The organism is Allobranchiibius sp. GilTou38, assembly GCF_017565325.1.
Classification (GTDB): domain Bacteria; phylum Actinomycetota; class Actinomycetes; order Actinomycetales; family Dermatophilaceae; genus Allobranchiibius; species Allobranchiibius huperziae.
This window is the reverse complement of sequence record NZ_JAGEKN010000006.1, coordinates 195,786-209,599: the sequence shown is the minus strand read 5'-3', so window position 1 is coordinate 209,599 and position 13,814 is coordinate 195,786. Positions and strand designations below refer to the sequence as shown.

14 protein-coding genes are annotated in these 13,814 nt (G+C 69.7%); 2 read left to right on the top strand and 12 right to left on the bottom strand.

Annotated features, from left to right (window positions below; genetic code table 11):
- From JOB34_RS06125 to JOB34_RS06085, 9 genes are all read right to left on the bottom strand, one after another.
- Positions 1-1,224, bottom strand: a complete 1,224-nt coding sequence (locus tag JOB34_RS06125) for an acyl-CoA dehydrogenase family protein (RefSeq protein ID WP_208051866.1) — start codon at positions 1,222-1,224, stop codon at positions 1-3.
- Between the two features lies 1 nt (position 1,225).
- Positions 1,226-2,248, bottom strand: coding sequence for a phosphotransferase family protein (locus tag JOB34_RS06120; RefSeq protein ID WP_208051865.1), 1,023 nt, complete (start codon positions 2,246-2,248; stop codon positions 1,226-1,228).
- Entirely contained in the window at positions 2,245-2,697 is a 453-nt protein-coding gene (locus tag JOB34_RS06115) for a MaoC family dehydratase (RefSeq protein WP_208051864.1), read from the bottom strand. The genes JOB34_RS06120 and JOB34_RS06115 overlap by 4 nt, the downstream gene beginning before the upstream one ends.
- Positions 2,698-2,723: 26 nt before the next feature.
- Complete coding sequence (locus JOB34_RS18065) at positions 2,724-3,404, bottom strand: HAD family phosphatase (protein ID WP_208051863.1); 681 nt, start codon at positions 3,402-3,404, stop codon at positions 2,724-2,726.
- Positions 3,401-4,384 (bottom strand): NADPH:quinone oxidoreductase family protein, encoded by a 984-nt coding sequence (locus JOB34_RS06105; RefSeq protein ID WP_208052389.1) that lies wholly within the window; start codon positions 4,382-4,384, stop codon positions 3,401-3,403. The genes JOB34_RS18065 and JOB34_RS06105 overlap by 4 nt, the downstream gene beginning before the upstream one ends.
- Before the next feature lie 15 nt (positions 4,385-4,399).
- Positions 4,400-5,203, bottom strand: coding sequence for an SDR family oxidoreductase (locus JOB34_RS06100; RefSeq protein ID WP_208051862.1), 804 nt, complete (start codon positions 5,201-5,203; stop codon positions 4,400-4,402).
- 1 nt (position 5,204) lies between these two features.
- Positions 5,205-5,957, bottom strand: a complete 753-nt coding sequence (locus tag JOB34_RS06095) for an SDR family oxidoreductase (protein ID WP_347813749.1) — start codon at positions 5,955-5,957, stop codon at positions 5,205-5,207.
- 58 nt (positions 5,958-6,015) lie between these two features.
- Entirely contained in the window at positions 6,016-7,236 is a 1,221-nt protein-coding gene (locus JOB34_RS06090; RefSeq protein WP_208051860.1) for an acetyl-CoA C-acetyltransferase, read from the bottom strand.
- 403 nt (positions 7,237-7,639) lie between these two features.
- Positions 7,640-8,926: a DUF222 domain-containing protein gene (locus JOB34_RS06085; RefSeq protein WP_208051859.1), complete on the bottom strand. Its 1,287-nt coding sequence runs from the start codon at positions 8,924-8,926 to the stop codon at positions 7,640-7,642.
- Between the two features lie 408 nt (positions 8,927-9,334).
- Between JOB34_RS06085 and JOB34_RS06080 the strand changes: the two genes are divergently transcribed.
- Positions 9,335-10,495 (top strand): acyltransferase, encoded by a 1,161-nt coding sequence (locus tag JOB34_RS06080; RefSeq protein ID WP_208051858.1) that lies wholly within the window; start codon positions 9,335-9,337, stop codon positions 10,493-10,495.
- 35 nt (positions 10,496-10,530) lie between these two features.
- Positions 10,531-11,349: an SGNH/GDSL hydrolase family protein gene (locus JOB34_RS06075; RefSeq protein WP_208051857.1), complete on the top strand. Its 819-nt coding sequence runs from the start codon at positions 10,531-10,533 to the stop codon at positions 11,347-11,349.
- Positions 11,350-11,362: 13 nt separating this feature from the next.
- Here JOB34_RS06075 and JOB34_RS06070 read toward each other — a convergent pair whose 3' ends face one another.
- The 3 genes from JOB34_RS06070 to JOB34_RS06060 all read right to left on the bottom strand — a co-directional run bounded on the left by JOB34_RS06070 (position 11,363) and on the right by JOB34_RS06060 (position 13,792).
- Positions 11,363-12,346: a quinone oxidoreductase gene (locus JOB34_RS06070; protein ID WP_208051856.1), complete on the bottom strand. Its 984-nt coding sequence runs from the start codon at positions 12,344-12,346 to the stop codon at positions 11,363-11,365.
- A gap of 97 nt (positions 12,347-12,443) precedes the next feature.
- Positions 12,444-13,064 (bottom strand): N-acetyltransferase, encoded by a 621-nt coding sequence (locus JOB34_RS06065; RefSeq protein ID WP_208051855.1) that lies wholly within the window; start codon positions 13,062-13,064, stop codon positions 12,444-12,446.
- A gap of 107 nt (positions 13,065-13,171) precedes the next feature.
- Entirely contained in the window at positions 13,172-13,792 is a 621-nt protein-coding gene (locus tag JOB34_RS06060) for an L-threonylcarbamoyladenylate synthase (RefSeq protein WP_179480595.1), read from the bottom strand.
- Between the last annotated feature and the right edge of the window lie 22 nt (positions 13,793-13,814).

Here is a 13,814-nt window from a genome sequence, read left to right as displayed (position 1 = left end):
TCAGCGGCCCGAGGTGTGCCGACGCAGTTCGCGCTTGGCCAGCGAGTTTTTGTGCACCTCGTCCGGACCGTCGGCGAACCGCAGGGTCCGGATGCCGGCCGCCGCGCGGGCGAGCGGGAAGTCCTGGCTGAGGCCACCGGCGCCGTGCGCCTGGATCGCCTTGTCGAGGATCCACTCCACCGTGCTCGGCGTGGCGATCTTGATGGCCTGGATCTCGCCGTGCGCACCGCGGTTGCCGACGGTGTCCATGAGCCAGGCGGTCTTGAGCACCAGCAGTCGCAGCTGCTCGACGCGCACGCGCGACTCGGCGATCCAGTCGCGGACGACGCCCTGCTCCGACAGCGGACGGCCGAAGGCCACCCGATCGCTGACCCGCTCGCACATGAGCTCGATCGCGCGTTCGGCGACGCCGATGGATCGCATGCAGTGGTGGATCCGGCCGGGGCCGAGGCGGGCCTGGGCGATCGCGAAACCCTCGCCCTCCCCGCTGATGAGGTTGCTCGCCGGCACCCGGACCTGATCGAAGACGATCTCCGCGTGCCCGCCGTGGTCGTGGTCGTCGTACCCGTAGACGTGCATGCCGCGCACGATCTGCACACCCGGGGTGTCGCGGGGTACCAGGATCTGACTCTGCTGGCGGTGCCGCTCGGCGCTCGGGTCGGTCTTGCCCATCACGATGAGTATCGCGGCGTCCGGGTTCACCGCGCCGGTGATCCACCATTTGCGACCGGTGATGACGTACTCGTCGCCGTCACGCTCGATGCGGGTCTCGATGTTGGTCGCGTCCGAGGACGCGACGGCCGGCTCCGTCATCGCGAAGGAGGAGCGGATGCGCCCCTCCAGCAACGGTTTCAGCCACTGCTCCTTCTGCTCGGGCGTGCCGAACTGCTCCAGCACCTCCATGTTTCCGGTGTCCGGGGCCGAGCAGTTGACGGTGGAGGGCGCCAGCTCCATCGCGCGGCCGGTGATCTCCGCGAGCGGCGCGTACTGCAGGTTGGTGAGCCCTGCGCCGCCCTCACCCGGCAGGAAGAGGTTCCAGAGGCCCGCGTCGCGAGCCTCCTGCCGCAGCGTCTGCAGCACCGGGGTGCGCGACCACGCCCACCGGTCGTCGGAGGCGTCCAGTTCCTCGTGGAAGGTGCTCACCGAGGGGATGACGCGCTCGTCGACGAACGATCGCAGCTGTTCCATGAGCGCGGTGGTGCGCTCGTCGTACTCGAAGTCCATGTCAGCCTTCCCGCAGGGCTGCGAGCCCGGCGTCCAGGAGGGGACCGACTGCGGTCCCCACGTTGTCGAAACCGGAGCCGACGGTCTGGCCCTGGATGTAGCGGTAGTGGATGCCCTCCAGGATGGTCGCCAGCTTGTAGTAGGCGAGGCCCAGGTGCCAGCCGATGTGCGACACGTCGCGCCCGCTCGCCTGCGTGTAGCGGGCCAGCATCGCGTCGGTGTCCGGATAGCCGGGTGCGGCGGCGACGTCGGAGACGCCGGCGCCGGATGTGACCTGCGAGAGCCGTTGGTAGACCACGAAGAGCGCGACGTCGGAGAGTGGGTCTCCCAGGGTCGCCATCTCCCAGTCGAGCACCGCGGTGACCTGGTCGGACTCCCCCACCAGCAGATTGTCCAGCCGGTAGTCGCCGTGCAGCACCGACACGTCTCCGTCTCCGGGCACGCCGGCGGCGAGGGCGTCGGACAGCTCCTCGGCACGCGGGAGCTCCCGACTGGCCGACGCGTCCATCTGACGTCGCCAGCGACGTACCTGCCGCTCCAGGAACCCGTGCGGGCGACCGAACTCGCCCAGGCCGACCTCTTCCGGGTCGACAGCGTGCAACGCCACGAGGGTGTCGACGAGCCGGTGGACGATGTCACGGGTGCGTTCGGGGCCGAGCGGCGCGATCTGCGCCGCGTGTCGGTACGGGGTGCCCGCCACGAGTTCCATCACGTAGAACGGCGCGCCGATGACACTGTCGTCCGGGCACACCGCGTACGTCGTGGGCACCGGGACGTCGGTGGGCGCCAGTGCCGTGATGACCGTGTGTTCACGGACCATGTCGTGGGCGGTGGACAGCACGTGACCCAGCGGCGGGCGGCGTACGACGACGCTGGTGGCGCCGTCACCCACCTCGTAGGTGAGGTTGGACTTGCCGCCGGCGAGGATCCGTCCGGTGAGCTCGGCCTTCAACAGGCCCGGTGCCTCCCGCTGCAGGTACGCGGACAGCGCCTCCAGGTCGAGACCCCGCGGGCTGTCGGTCACGGAACCAGCAGCGAGACGGTCTCGGCGACGCAGGCGGGCTTCTCGTTGCCCTCGAGCTCGACGGTCACGGTGGCGACGCTCTGGGCGCCGTTCGGTCCGCGGTTGAGCTCCTTCAGGACCGCTCGGGCCCGCACACGGGAGCCGACAGGCACCGGCGTGGGGAAGCGGACCTTGTTGGAGCCGTAGTTGATCCCCATCGACAGTCCCTGCACCGTGTAGATCTCGGAGACGAGCGTGGGCAGCAGCGACAGCGTCAGGTAACCGTGCGCGATGGTCCCACCGAACGGCCCCGTCCTCGCCCGCTCGACATCGACGTGGATCCACTGGTGATCCCCGGTCGCCTCGGCGAAGGTGTCGACCTGCTCCTGGGTCACGGTGTGCCAGTCGCTCACTCCCAGCTCGTCCCCGATGGCGGTCTCGAGGTCGTCCAGTCCATCGAACGTGCGCATGTGATGCTCCTTGTCTTCGGGGTGCTTCAGCGGGATGCGGATGTCGGGGCGTGCTGCAACAACTCGTCGAACGCCGCACGAGTGGTGGCTGCGTCCTTGTGCAGAACGGTGCGCAGACCGGCAGCGCGCGCACCGACGAGGTTGGGCTCGGCGTCGTCGACGAAGACGACGTCGCCGGGCGCCAGGCCGAGTCGTTCGACGGCCAGATCGAAGATGCGCTTCTCCGGCTTGCGCATGCCGACCTCGCCGGAGATCACGACCGGATCGAACAATTCGTCCAGCAGCGTGCGGTCGTAGGAGAAACCCCAGCTGTTCGACAACAGCCCGGTGCGGACGCCGGCCGCGCGCAGGTCGCGAACGAGCGCCACCGTGCCTTCGTCGACCTTGCTGGCCTTGAACATGCCCCGCAGGTAGTCGCCCGGCGGCACGGGGTCACCACTGGGAGAACGCAGTTCGCGAGTGAGGAGGGTGTTGAACTCGGACGCGGACAGTTCACCGCGCTCGAGGCGGTGGATCGGGCTGTCGGCCGACGCGTCCCGGCCGAGCCACCGCTTGAGCACCCGTGAGAAGGACTGCGGGTCGACGTCGGCGGCGGTCGTCCAGGAGGCGATGCTGTCGCGGATCGGGGTCGTGACGACGCCGCCGTAGTCGAAGAGGACGGCCTTCGCTGATGCAGTGCTGGAGGGGTCTTCGTGGGGTTGGTTCACGGCACCATCACCACGCGACCGACGGTGGAGCCGTCGCCTAGTCGCTGCAGGGCGTCCGGCACCTGTTCCAGACCGACCCGCTCGCTCACCAGCGGGACGGCGACGCCGTCCTGCGCCATCTGGGAGAGCACCTCGTGGCACTCCCCCATCAGCCCCGGAATCTTGGACTTGTAGAGACCCCAGTGCAGCCCGAGGATCGAGTAGTTCTTGATCAGGGCGTGGTTGAGCGCGGCCGACTGGATGCGGCCTCCCGCGAAACCGATGACCACGATGCGTCCCTCGAAGGCGATGCACTTGGTGGAGCGGTCGTAGGTGTCGCCGCCGACCGGGTCGTAGATCACGTCGGCGCCGCGCCCGCCGGTCGCGTCCTTGACCACCTGGACGAAGTCCTCGGTGTGCCGGTCGACCACGATGTCCGCGCCGAGTTCGCGCGCGAACACGGCCTTCTCGGCGCCGCCGACCACACCGATCACCCGGGCGCCGGCCGCCTTGCCGAGCTGCACGGCTGAGCTTCCCACCCCACCGGCCGCGGCGTGCACCAGCAGCGTCTCGCCCGGCTGCAGGGCGGCGCGACGGTGCAGGGCGAACCAGCTGGTCTGATAGCCGATCCAGAACGACGCCGCCTGCGCGTCGTCCAGGGCTGCGGGCGCGGGGTGCGCGTCGGTGGCCTCCATCAGTGCGAACTGCGCGAAGCCGCCCGACGGCAGAGCCGGCGAGCCCAGGACCCGCGCCCCGACGGCGAGATGGACCACGCCCTCGCCGAGTGCGGTGACCTCGCCGCACACCTCGACGCCCGGAGTGAAGGGCAGTGGCGGGCGTACCTGGTACTCCCCCCGGCACATCAGCACGTCCGGGAAGTTGAGTGCAGCACCCAGCACCCGCACGGCGATCTGACCGGCGCCGGGCTCGGGCACCGGGACATCGACCACCTCGAGCACCTTGTTCGGCTGGCCCAGCTCCTCGATCCGCAGTGCTCTCATCGTCGCCACGTCGTCTCAGCCTCCATCGCGCGTCGCCCGCGCGTCCTCGAGTTTGCGTTGCAGTTTGTTCATGCCCGCCAGCCAGCGGTCCGGCTCGGCGCTACGCAGCGCCGCGTACCCGGCCACCTCGGGGTGGGGAAGGATGTAAAAGTCCTCGGTCGCGAGCGCCGTCGCGACGGCGTCCGCCACCCGCTCGGGCGGCAGCGCCTGGTCATGGCTGAGCAGCTCCTCCAGCTCGCCGGACGCCTCGAGCATCCGCGTCTGCACGCCCTGCGGGCAGATCGCCTGCACCACCACGCCGCGGTGGCGGTAGGTGACGCTCAACCATTCCGCGAACGCGACCGCGGCGTGCTTGGTCACGGCGTACGACGGATCGTCCAGGATTGTGAGCAGCCCCGCCGCAGATGCGGTGACCACGAAGCGGCCACCCCCCTGCTTCTCCCAGACCGACTCGAGAGCCCGCGCCGCGCGCACGTGCGCCAGCACGTTGATGTCCAGGATCGTCGCCCAGTGACCGTCGTCGGTGCCGGACAGGCCTGTGCCCAGGGCGATTCCGGCGTTCGCGAAGAAGACGTCGATGCGGCCCAGGGTCTCCAGCGCGGCATCGACGAGTTGCTGCACGCCGCCGTCCGAGGCGATGTCGGCGACCACCGGGTGGGCGCCGATCCGTGCCGCGAGCTCGTGCAGCTCGTCACCGTCGCGGTCGCTGACCACTACTCGTGCACCGTCGGCGGCCATCCGGGTGGCGATGGCCGCTCCGATGCCGCGAGCCGCGCCGGTGACGACGACGGTCCGTGCACCGGCTGCCGGAGCCGACATCTCAGACTCCCCCGCGCAGGGTGATGCCACCGTCCAGGACGAGGGTCTGGCCGGTCACCCACGAGCTGTCGGCGGACAGGAAGTAGGTGACGGCGGTGGCGATGTCCTCGGGCTCGCCGAGTCGCTTCAGGGGGTAGTCGGCCGAGGCCTTCTCCTCACCCTCGGCGTAGAGCGCCTGCGCGAACTGGGTCTTCACCACGGCCGGTGCGACGGCGTTGACCCGGATGGTCGGGCCCAGCTCCACCGCGAGGCTCTCGGTGAGGGAGATGAGCATGGCCTTGGTGGCGCCGTACAACGAGATGCCCGGCGCCGGGCGCACACCGGCCACCGACGCGACGTTGACGATCGAGCCGCCGTGCTCGCGCATCCAGGAGCGGTAGGCGAGCTGCACCCAGGAGAGCACCGCGATCGCGTTCACCTCGGTGGTCTTGCGGGCGGCTGCGAGGTCGACCTCGACCAACGGGCCGAACGACGGATTGATGCCGGCGTTATTGACCAGCAGGTCGAGGGAACCGAAGGTGTTGATGGCGGTGTCGATCGCCTCCTGCTGATGCGCCGCGTCGTCCGCCTTGCCGGCGACCGCGACGACCACGTTGGGGCCGCCGAGCTCGGCGGCGGCCTCGTCCAGGGCCTCCTGCTTGCGCGCCGTGATGACCACGCGGCCACCCTCGGCGACGATCTGACGGGCGATGCCGAGGCCGATACCTCGGCTCGCACCCGTCACCAGGGCGGTCTTACCGGACAGTCTGCTCACTCGTATCTCCTTGTCGTGCAATGTATGTGGGGCTTCTATCGGGTCGAGCGGGACGAGGTCAGCTGAGACGCTCGAGCACCATGGCCATGCCCTGGCCACCGCCGACGCACATGGTCTCCAGACCGAACTGCTTGTCATGGAAGCGCAGGGAGTTGATCAGGGTGCTGGTGATGCGCGCACCGGTCATCCCGAACGGGTGACCCACGGCGATGGCGCCGCCGTTGACGTTGAGCTTGTCCCACGGGATGTCGAGGTCGCGGGCGGACGGGATGACCTGCGCCGCGAACGCCTCGTTGATCTCGACCAGGTCGATGTCACTGATGCTCATGCCGGCGTGGGCGAGCGCCCTGCGGGACGCCTCGACCGGGCCGAGGCCCATGATCTCGGGCGACAGCGCGGTCAGGCCGGTGGAGACGATCCGGGCCAGCGGGGTCAGCCCCAGCTGCTTGGCCTTGGTGTCACTCATGATGATCACTGCGGCAGCGCCGTCGTTCAACGGACAGCAGTTGCCGGCGGTCACGGTGCCGTCGGGGCGGAAGACGGGCTGCAGCTGCGAGACCTTCTCCAGGGTGACGCCCGCGCGCGGACCGTCGTCCTTCTCCACGGTGCTGCCGTCGGGCAGCGTCACGGGGGTGATGTCCTGCGCCCAGAAGCCGTTCGTCTGCGCCGCCTCGGCGAGGTTCTGGCTGCGTACGCCGAACTCGTCCTGGTCCCCGCGGGTCACGTTCTTGTACGACGCGACGTTCTCGGCGGTCTGGCCCATCTGGATGTAGATGTCGGGCAGCTCGCCGTCCTCGCGCGGGTCGTGCCACGGAGGCATCTGTCCGGCGGCGGCGACCTCGGTGCGTCGGCGGGCGTCGTCGAACTGGGGGTTCCTGGTGTCGGGGTAGCCGTCCGCCGAGCCGCGGTCGTAGCGGCTCACCGTCTCCACGCCGGCGGAGATGAAGACCTCACCCTCCCCCGCCTTGATCGCGTGCATCGCCATCCGGGACGTCTGCAGGCTCGAGGAGCAGTAGCGCTGCACCGTGGTGCCGCCGACGTGGTCCAGGCCGAGTTGGGTGGCCACGACGCGGGCCATGTTGAATCCGGACTCACCGGCGGGCTGCCCGCAGCCGAGCATCAGGTCCTCGATGTCGCCACGGTCTAGCTCGGGGACTTTGTCGAGGGCCGCCTGGATCATCTGGACGGTGAGGTCGTCCGGGCGCATATCGACCAGGGATCCCTTGCGCGCCCGGCCGATGGGCGACCTGGCGGTGGCGACGATGACAGCTTCGGGCATGGGTGCTCCCCGCATTCGGGCCGACGGCGTTGTGATGACCCCGGCGGCTGACTAAGCGCTTGCTTACTGTGTGCCAGCTCACCCTAGCGGTCACCGGGACATGATCGAACGAGGTCCCGGGCGCCGACGTGGTGGGTGCTCGTGCATGTGCTCACGCCGCCGGTTCGCGGCCGACCCGGGTATGAGCGCGCAGGCGACACTGACGGTGTTCTCGTTCGTTGACGGTGTTCGAACGCCGTCAATGGCGGTAAACGCCGTCAGGCTCATGCGGCAGGTCTCTGGCCGGGTCGGGTGGGCATCAGTCCGGGGGTGAGGTCCCAGGTGACGCCGGTGGTGATGGTGGCAGTGAGCAAGTCGCGGTGCACGATGGTGTGGTGCCGGGCGCACAGTAAGGCTGCGTTGGTCAGTGTTGTCTCGCCGCCGGCCCACGAGGGCCGCACATGGTGGTCTCGGGGTCCCCGCGAAGTATCGGAGCGCAGCGGAGAACTTCGTGGGGTGAGGTTCGCATCGCACCAGTCCGGTGGTCGGTCACATCCGGGGAAGGTGCAGTGCTGATCCCGGTGAATGATCGCGGTGCGTAGGCCGCCGGTGAAGAGGCGTTTGGCGCGGCCGACGTCCAGTGGTTCGGAGTCGGTGCCGAGGACTGCGGGAAGAGGTCGGCGTCGCACGCGAGTCGGCGCAGAGTGCCGGCGTCGAGGTGATCGCCGTCGGTGGTGCGTCCGATGCCCGGTAGGTACGTCGGGGCGAATCCGTCTTCGCCCGAGCCGTGTTGGCGGAGTCGGCCCGCGTCCCGGAGCCCCTCGTACAGGGTGTTGTAGTCCATCGTGACCAGGATCTTCGCTGTGCCCCCGAACTCCCCGACCGGCCGTGGCACGGTGCCGTCGAGCACGCCGGCGGAGGTCTCGACGAGTCGCACCAGCGCGTCCGCTCGCCGCTTGGCAGGGGTGCGAGTATCCCGCTGAGCCCCGTGGTCGCCGGCTTCCACCGGCGCGGGTGCGGACAGGGCGCGCAGGGCATGTTTGACCACCGCGGCATGCCCGCTCGAGAGTTCGGCGACGAACCGGGTCAGCCCGGACGGTAGGTCGGCCCAGACCACCGACTCGCACTCCTGCTGACGCCCCTCGTCCCGCACCAACCGCAGCGGCGCGTACTGACCCAAGATGCGGGTGGTCAACTCCCGCAACGTCCGCCACCCATGATCGGACAACGACAGGTACCGCCCGAGAAGGTCATCCCGGTCCGCGGTCGGCAGCTGAGGAAGTATCCGCGGCACCTCCCGCAAGGCGGCAGCCGCGACCGGCACACTCGCCGACCCGTCAGCCAGGGCATCGGCGACGACCTGGTTGCGGAGGTCGGCGCACTCGACACCCACCGAGCCCACGCGGCGTAGGACGCTTGGGTCTACCCCGGCCGCCTGTCGGGCCACCCACGCCGGCGCACCCGTCGCGGCGGAATTCGCGACCGTCCCTCGAGTCAGGGCGTCCGCGGTGGCCAGCGCAGCGACGTTCTCCGTGCGAGACGCGACCTGCAGCATCGTCCCGACAACCTCGCCCAGATCAGGCTCGCTCAGCTGGTAGAGCGCATCAGGCCAATGGTCCAAGGACGACGCGAACTCCCTCAGCAGACTCAACAACCGGCTACCAGAGCCCGGCGCAGCCGGACCATGAATGTCGGTCGTCGACTGCGCCATGGCCCCTCCTGCGCTGGTGACGGCACCCCTTGCCATCTACTGTGCATCATACGCCTGTTCGACACATTGCACAAGGGTAAATCAGGCGAATGTCCCTGGCCCTGCTGGTGATTCGAGGAAAAGTTATCCACATCCCCCTGACGTAGCGGCGATATTGTCATGGTTGTACACACGTTTCTGTCGGACCCTTGCGTTGGCACCAGAAGGCCGCACCGTCACGACCCGCCTTGAGCTCGACCTGCAGGTGTGGTCGTCGAAGGACGGCGCCGTTCGCTGGCCGCGCTGAGCTGCGCCGTCGGGTCCGGGTCGGTGAAACGTGACCCAACGAGGTCCTCCGGAGCGGCGTCGTACGAGGGGCAGCTGCACCTCGGGGGTGCAGCTACCGGAACCGACTCGGGGGTTTGAACCGTGCCACGACCGCTTGACCGCAACGCGACCTATCTACCAGGGCTCGACGGTGTCCGCACCGTCGCCGTCGCCCTCGTGATCTGCGCCCACCTGGGGCTTCCCTGGGCTCGTGGAGGGATCCTCGGCGTCGGGATCTTCTTCACGCTCAGCGGATTCCTCATCACCTCGATCCTGCTCGGCTCGCTCGAGCGGCTGGGCAGCCTGCGGTTGCGCACGTTCTGGATCCGTCGTGCACGCCGGCTGCTGCCCGCGCTCGTGGTGCTGCTCGTCGTGGTGCTCGCATGTACGGCGATCCTCGACCCGGCGGCCTTCGCAACCCGCGTACGAGACGCGCTGGCCGCGGTGTTCTACGTCGCCAACTGGAACACGATCGGCCAGGCGTACGTCGCGGCGAACACTCAGGCGGTCAATCCGCTCGAACACCTGTGGTCCCTCAGTGTCGAGGAGCAGTTCTATTTGGTGTGGCCACCGGTGCTCGGCCTGCTGCTCTTCGTATGTCGTGGACGGGTGCGGGTGGTCGCGGCCGTCACCGCCCTCCTCGCGGCAGGGTCGTTCGCGCTCTCCTGGACGTTGTTCGCACCGGGCGTCGAGGGCGCGACCCGTGCCTACGAGGGCACCGACACCCGCGCCGGGGCATTGCTCGTGGGCGCGCTGGCCGCGATGCTCTGGCTGCCCTCGCTCCGGCGCGGCGACCGGCGACGAAGCCGACGGGTCGCGCTCGACGTGAGTGCAGTCGGGGCACTGTCAGCGATCGGTGTACTGGTCTGGCACACCGATCAGTTCAGCGCCTTCCTCTACCCGTGGGGACTCCTGCTGCTCTCCCTCGCCACAGTCGTCGTGCTGATGGCCGCGGTGCAGGACGGCGGAATGCTCGGCGCCGTCCTCGGGAGTGCGCCGATGCGCTGGGTGGGCGAGCGGTCGTACGGCATCTACCTGTGGCAGACCCCGGTGATCGTCTTCTCCCAGGGGCTCACGGACCGGCACGGGTGGGCATTGTCGCTCGCGAACGTCGCGGTCACGGTCGCCCTCGCAGCCCTCTCGTGGACGCTGGTGGAGGATCCGATCCGCCGACTGGGCTTCCGAGGCGCGTTCGCCACGCGCGCGGCGACCCGCCCGGCGCCGGCACTGACCGCGGTCGAGCGGGACATGGTGCGCTCGTGAGGAGCGCCGGTGGTCGACGCACTGTCCTCGGGGTCGTGACCTTTCTGGCGGTGGCCGTGATCGCGCTCATCCTGCCGGCGGCGTTGCACGCCGGCCGCCCCGACCCGGTGACGGCATTCGGACCGACGGCCTTCCCGCCGGTCTCCCCGCCCGTCTCCTCCCCCACCTCCAGACAGCCTCACGCGCCGGGATCCAGTACGCCGCCGGCCACCCATCCGGGTCCGCTCAGGACCAGCTGCAGCTCGGTGCTCTACATCAGTGACTCGACCTCGGAGGGGGTCGTCTCGGTCGACTACCTGCCCGAGCCCTCCGACCGCGAGGACGCGCGGTTGCGGGCGGTGGGCGTCCGCGCGTTCATCCCGGAGATCTCAGGTGCGCGGGCGATCGTGGAGCACTACAAGGGCCAGGCCAGCGGCGCGGACGTGGTGAACCGCTATGTTGCGCAGGGGTATCGGGGTTGCTGGATCATCGCGCTGGGAAACAACGACGCGGCGAACATGTCCGTCGGAGGCACGCCCGACGCGGCCGGCCGGATCGACATGGTGATGCGCAGGATCGGCGAACAGAAAGTGCTCTGGGTCGACACCCGCACGCTCGTGAGCACCGGCCCGAACGCCGAGCCGAAGATGGCCGCCTGGGACTCCGCGCTGCTGGGGGCGTGCGGGCGCTATCCCGAGCTGCGGGTCTACGACTGGGCCAGCGAGGTGCGACCGGACTGGTACACCCGCACCGACGACATCCACTACACGACACCGGGCTACCGCGCCCGGTCGCTCGGCATCGCCCGGGCACTGGCCAACGCCTTCCCCGCGAGCGGCGCACCTCAGCCCGGGTGCACGGTCTCCTCGCGGTGAGCGGCGTGGCCGGTTACGGGGTGAGCAGCAGCTTGCCGGTGGTGGCGCGGCCCTCCAGGGCCTCGTACGCCGCACCGGCCTCGTCGAGCGGGTAGCTCGCGCTGACGTCGACGTGCAACGACCCGCGCTCCACGGCACTGAGCACGGCCCCCGCACGCCACAGCAGCTCCTCGCGGGTCGCGATGTAGGAGGCCAGGGTCGGGCGCGTGACGAAGAGGGAGCCGAGTCGGTTGAGCCGCTGCAGATCGAATGGCGGGACCTGTCCGCTGGCCGCGCCGAAGAGCGCCATCAGCCCGCGCGGTCGCAGTGAGCGCAACGACGCATCGAAGGTGGCCTGACCGACACCGTCGTACACGACGTCGACCCCGCGGCCGGCTGCGTCGCGCACCGCGGCCGCCAGCTCCTCCGGCTTGCCGTCGAAATCGTGGTAGCCGATGGTGTGCTGCGCACCCAGTCGCGAGGCGATGGCCAGCTTGTCCGCGGTGCCCGCCGTCGCGACCACCTGGGCGCCCTTGGCCACGATGAGCTGGACGAGCAGCTGTCCGACTCCCCCGGCCGCCGCGTGCACCAGGGCGATGTCCCCCTCGCGCACCGGGTAGGTCGACTCGACCAGATAGTGCGCGGTCATTCCCTGGAGCATGGCTGCGGCGGCCTGCGGGAGGTCGACACCGTCGGGCACGGGGACGACAGCGGCGGCGGGCACGTTGACCAGCTCGGAAGCCGAGCCGGCCCCGGAGGCCCACGCGACGCGCGCGCCCGGGCGGATGTCGGACACCTCGGCGCCGACCGCCTCGACGGTGCCGGCACCCTCCTCGCCCGCCACGAACGGGGTCGGACCGGGGTAGACGCCCTCCCGCTTGTAGACGTCGATGAAGTTCACCCCCGTCGCCACGACCCGCACCTGCACCTCGTCGGGTGCGGGCGCGGGCACGTCGTGGCCACGGACCGCCAGCACCGAACGGTCACCATGCTCGGTCACGAAGAGAGCGCGCGTCATGACCCTCACCCTATTGCGGTGCGTGCAAAGCCCTTGGCCAGTCGCTCCGCGCCTGACCAGCAGCTGTGCCTATATCCGCACCTGGTCCATTTCTGGATCACTGCAGGTCGCGCACCACCACCTGGTGGGAGCCCACGAGTTCGTAGTCGCTGCCCAGCAGGGCCTGTACGGCGATCACGTTGCCGGGAGCCGCGGAAGCGATCAGCGGGTGTCCCTCCGGGATGAGCGCCGAGGCCGCGCGCAGGACTTCTGCACCGAGGCCCTGACCCCGTGCGCCCGGTGCCACCTCGACCCCGATCTCCTGCAGACCGCCGATACCGGTGCTCAGGGAGACCACGACGTCGTCGCCCTCCGTCAGACCGAACGCCCGCGCGTCCGTGCGGAATGCCGCCGCGTACCGCACCCGAGGGTGGTCATCGAGATCCGGACGCCGCACGAGCAGGCCGTCGGTCTCCTCGAGGTCGCGGCCGGTGCCCGATGCGACCATCAGGAGGTCCAGCGAGTGCACGACTCCATGACCTCCGAGCAGAGCCATCGCAATGGCGGGATGGTGGGCCCCTCCGGTCCCGTCCGCGCCCAACGTGGCCAGCTCCTTGTCGCTGAGGTCGTCCGGCGCGCAGACGATGGCGTGACCGGTGAAGGCGACGACGCCGAACACCCCGGGCGCCCAGCTCGGCATCCGCGTCCAACCATCGTCGGCCGGCGGCGGGAATCTCATCCAGGCAGCGTGGATAGCGGATCCCAGCGGGTGGGAATGGGTGGTCTGCAGGGAAGTCACCAGGTGTGGTGGAAGACCCCAGCTGTCGAACCCGTCGTCCGGCAGCGTCATTCGAACGGTGCGGGATCGCCGGACCCGACTCGCACGACCTCCGGCGTCTCGCCCGACCAGTCGACGACCGTGGTGGGTTCGTCGCCGCACTCACCGGAATCGATGACGGCATCCACCTGGTGGTCCAGCTCCTCCTTGACCTGCCAGCCGTCGGTCATCGGCTCCTCGTGGTCCGGCAGGATCAGCGTGCTCGAGAGGATCGGGTCGCCGAGCTCCTCCAACAGCGCGCAGGCGACCGGGTGGGCGGCGATGCGGACACCGACGGTGCGCTTCTTCGGGTGCAGCAGCCGGCGTGGCACGGCACCTGTCGCCGGGAGGATGAACGTGTACGAGCCGGGCGCCGCAGCCTTGACCGAGCGGAAGACGCGGTTGTCGAAGTGCACCAGTTGTCCCACCTGGGCGAAGTCGTGGCAGACCAGGGTGAAGTGGTGGTGGCTGTCCAGCTGCCGGATCCGGGTGATCCGCTCCTTGCCGTCCGGGTTGTCCAGCGAGCATCCGAGCGCGTAGCCGGACTCCGTCGGGTAGGCGAGCAGCCCGCCGTCGCGCACGATCGCGACCGCCTGGCCGATGCTGCGCGGCTGGGGATCCCTAGGGTGCACGTCGAAGTACCTCGCCATTCGGCACACGTTAGGGGACGAC

Excerpts from the sequence above, each read along its gene's own strand:
- JOB34_RS06125 (WP_208051866.1), bottom strand. The coding sequence starts at position 1,224 with ATGGACTTCGAGTACGACGAGCGCACCACCGCGCTCATGGAACAGCTG.
- JOB34_RS06090 (WP_208051860.1), bottom strand. The coding sequence starts at position 7,236 with ATGCCCGAAGCTGTCATCGTCGCCACCGCCAGGTCGCCCATCGGCCGG.
- JOB34_RS06065 (WP_208051855.1), bottom strand. The coding sequence starts at position 13,064 with ATGAGATTCCCGCCGCCGGCCGACGATGGTTGGACGCGGATGCCGAGC.
- JOB34_RS06100 (WP_208051862.1), bottom strand. The coding sequence starts at position 5,203 with ATGTCGGCTCCGGCAGCCGGTGCACGGACCGTCGTCGTCACCGGCGCG.
- JOB34_RS06070 (WP_208051856.1), bottom strand. The coding sequence starts at position 12,346 with ATGACGCGCGCTCTCTTCGTGACCGAGCATGGTGACCGTTCGGTGCTG.
- JOB34_RS06085 (WP_208051859.1), bottom strand. The coding sequence starts at position 8,926 with ATGGCGCAGTCGACGACCGACATTCATGGTCCGGCTGCGCCGGGCTCT.
- JOB34_RS06060 (WP_179480595.1), bottom strand. The coding sequence starts at position 13,792 with ATGGCGAGGTACTTCGACGTGCACCCTAGGGATCCCCAGCCGCGCAGC.
- JOB34_RS06105 (WP_208052389.1), bottom strand. The coding sequence starts at position 4,384 with ATGAGAGCACTGCGGATCGAGGAGCTGGGCCAGCCGAACAAGGTGCTC.
- JOB34_RS06115 (WP_208051864.1), bottom strand. The coding sequence starts at position 2,697 with ATGCGCACGTTCGATGGACTGGACGACCTCGAGACCGCCATCGGGGAC.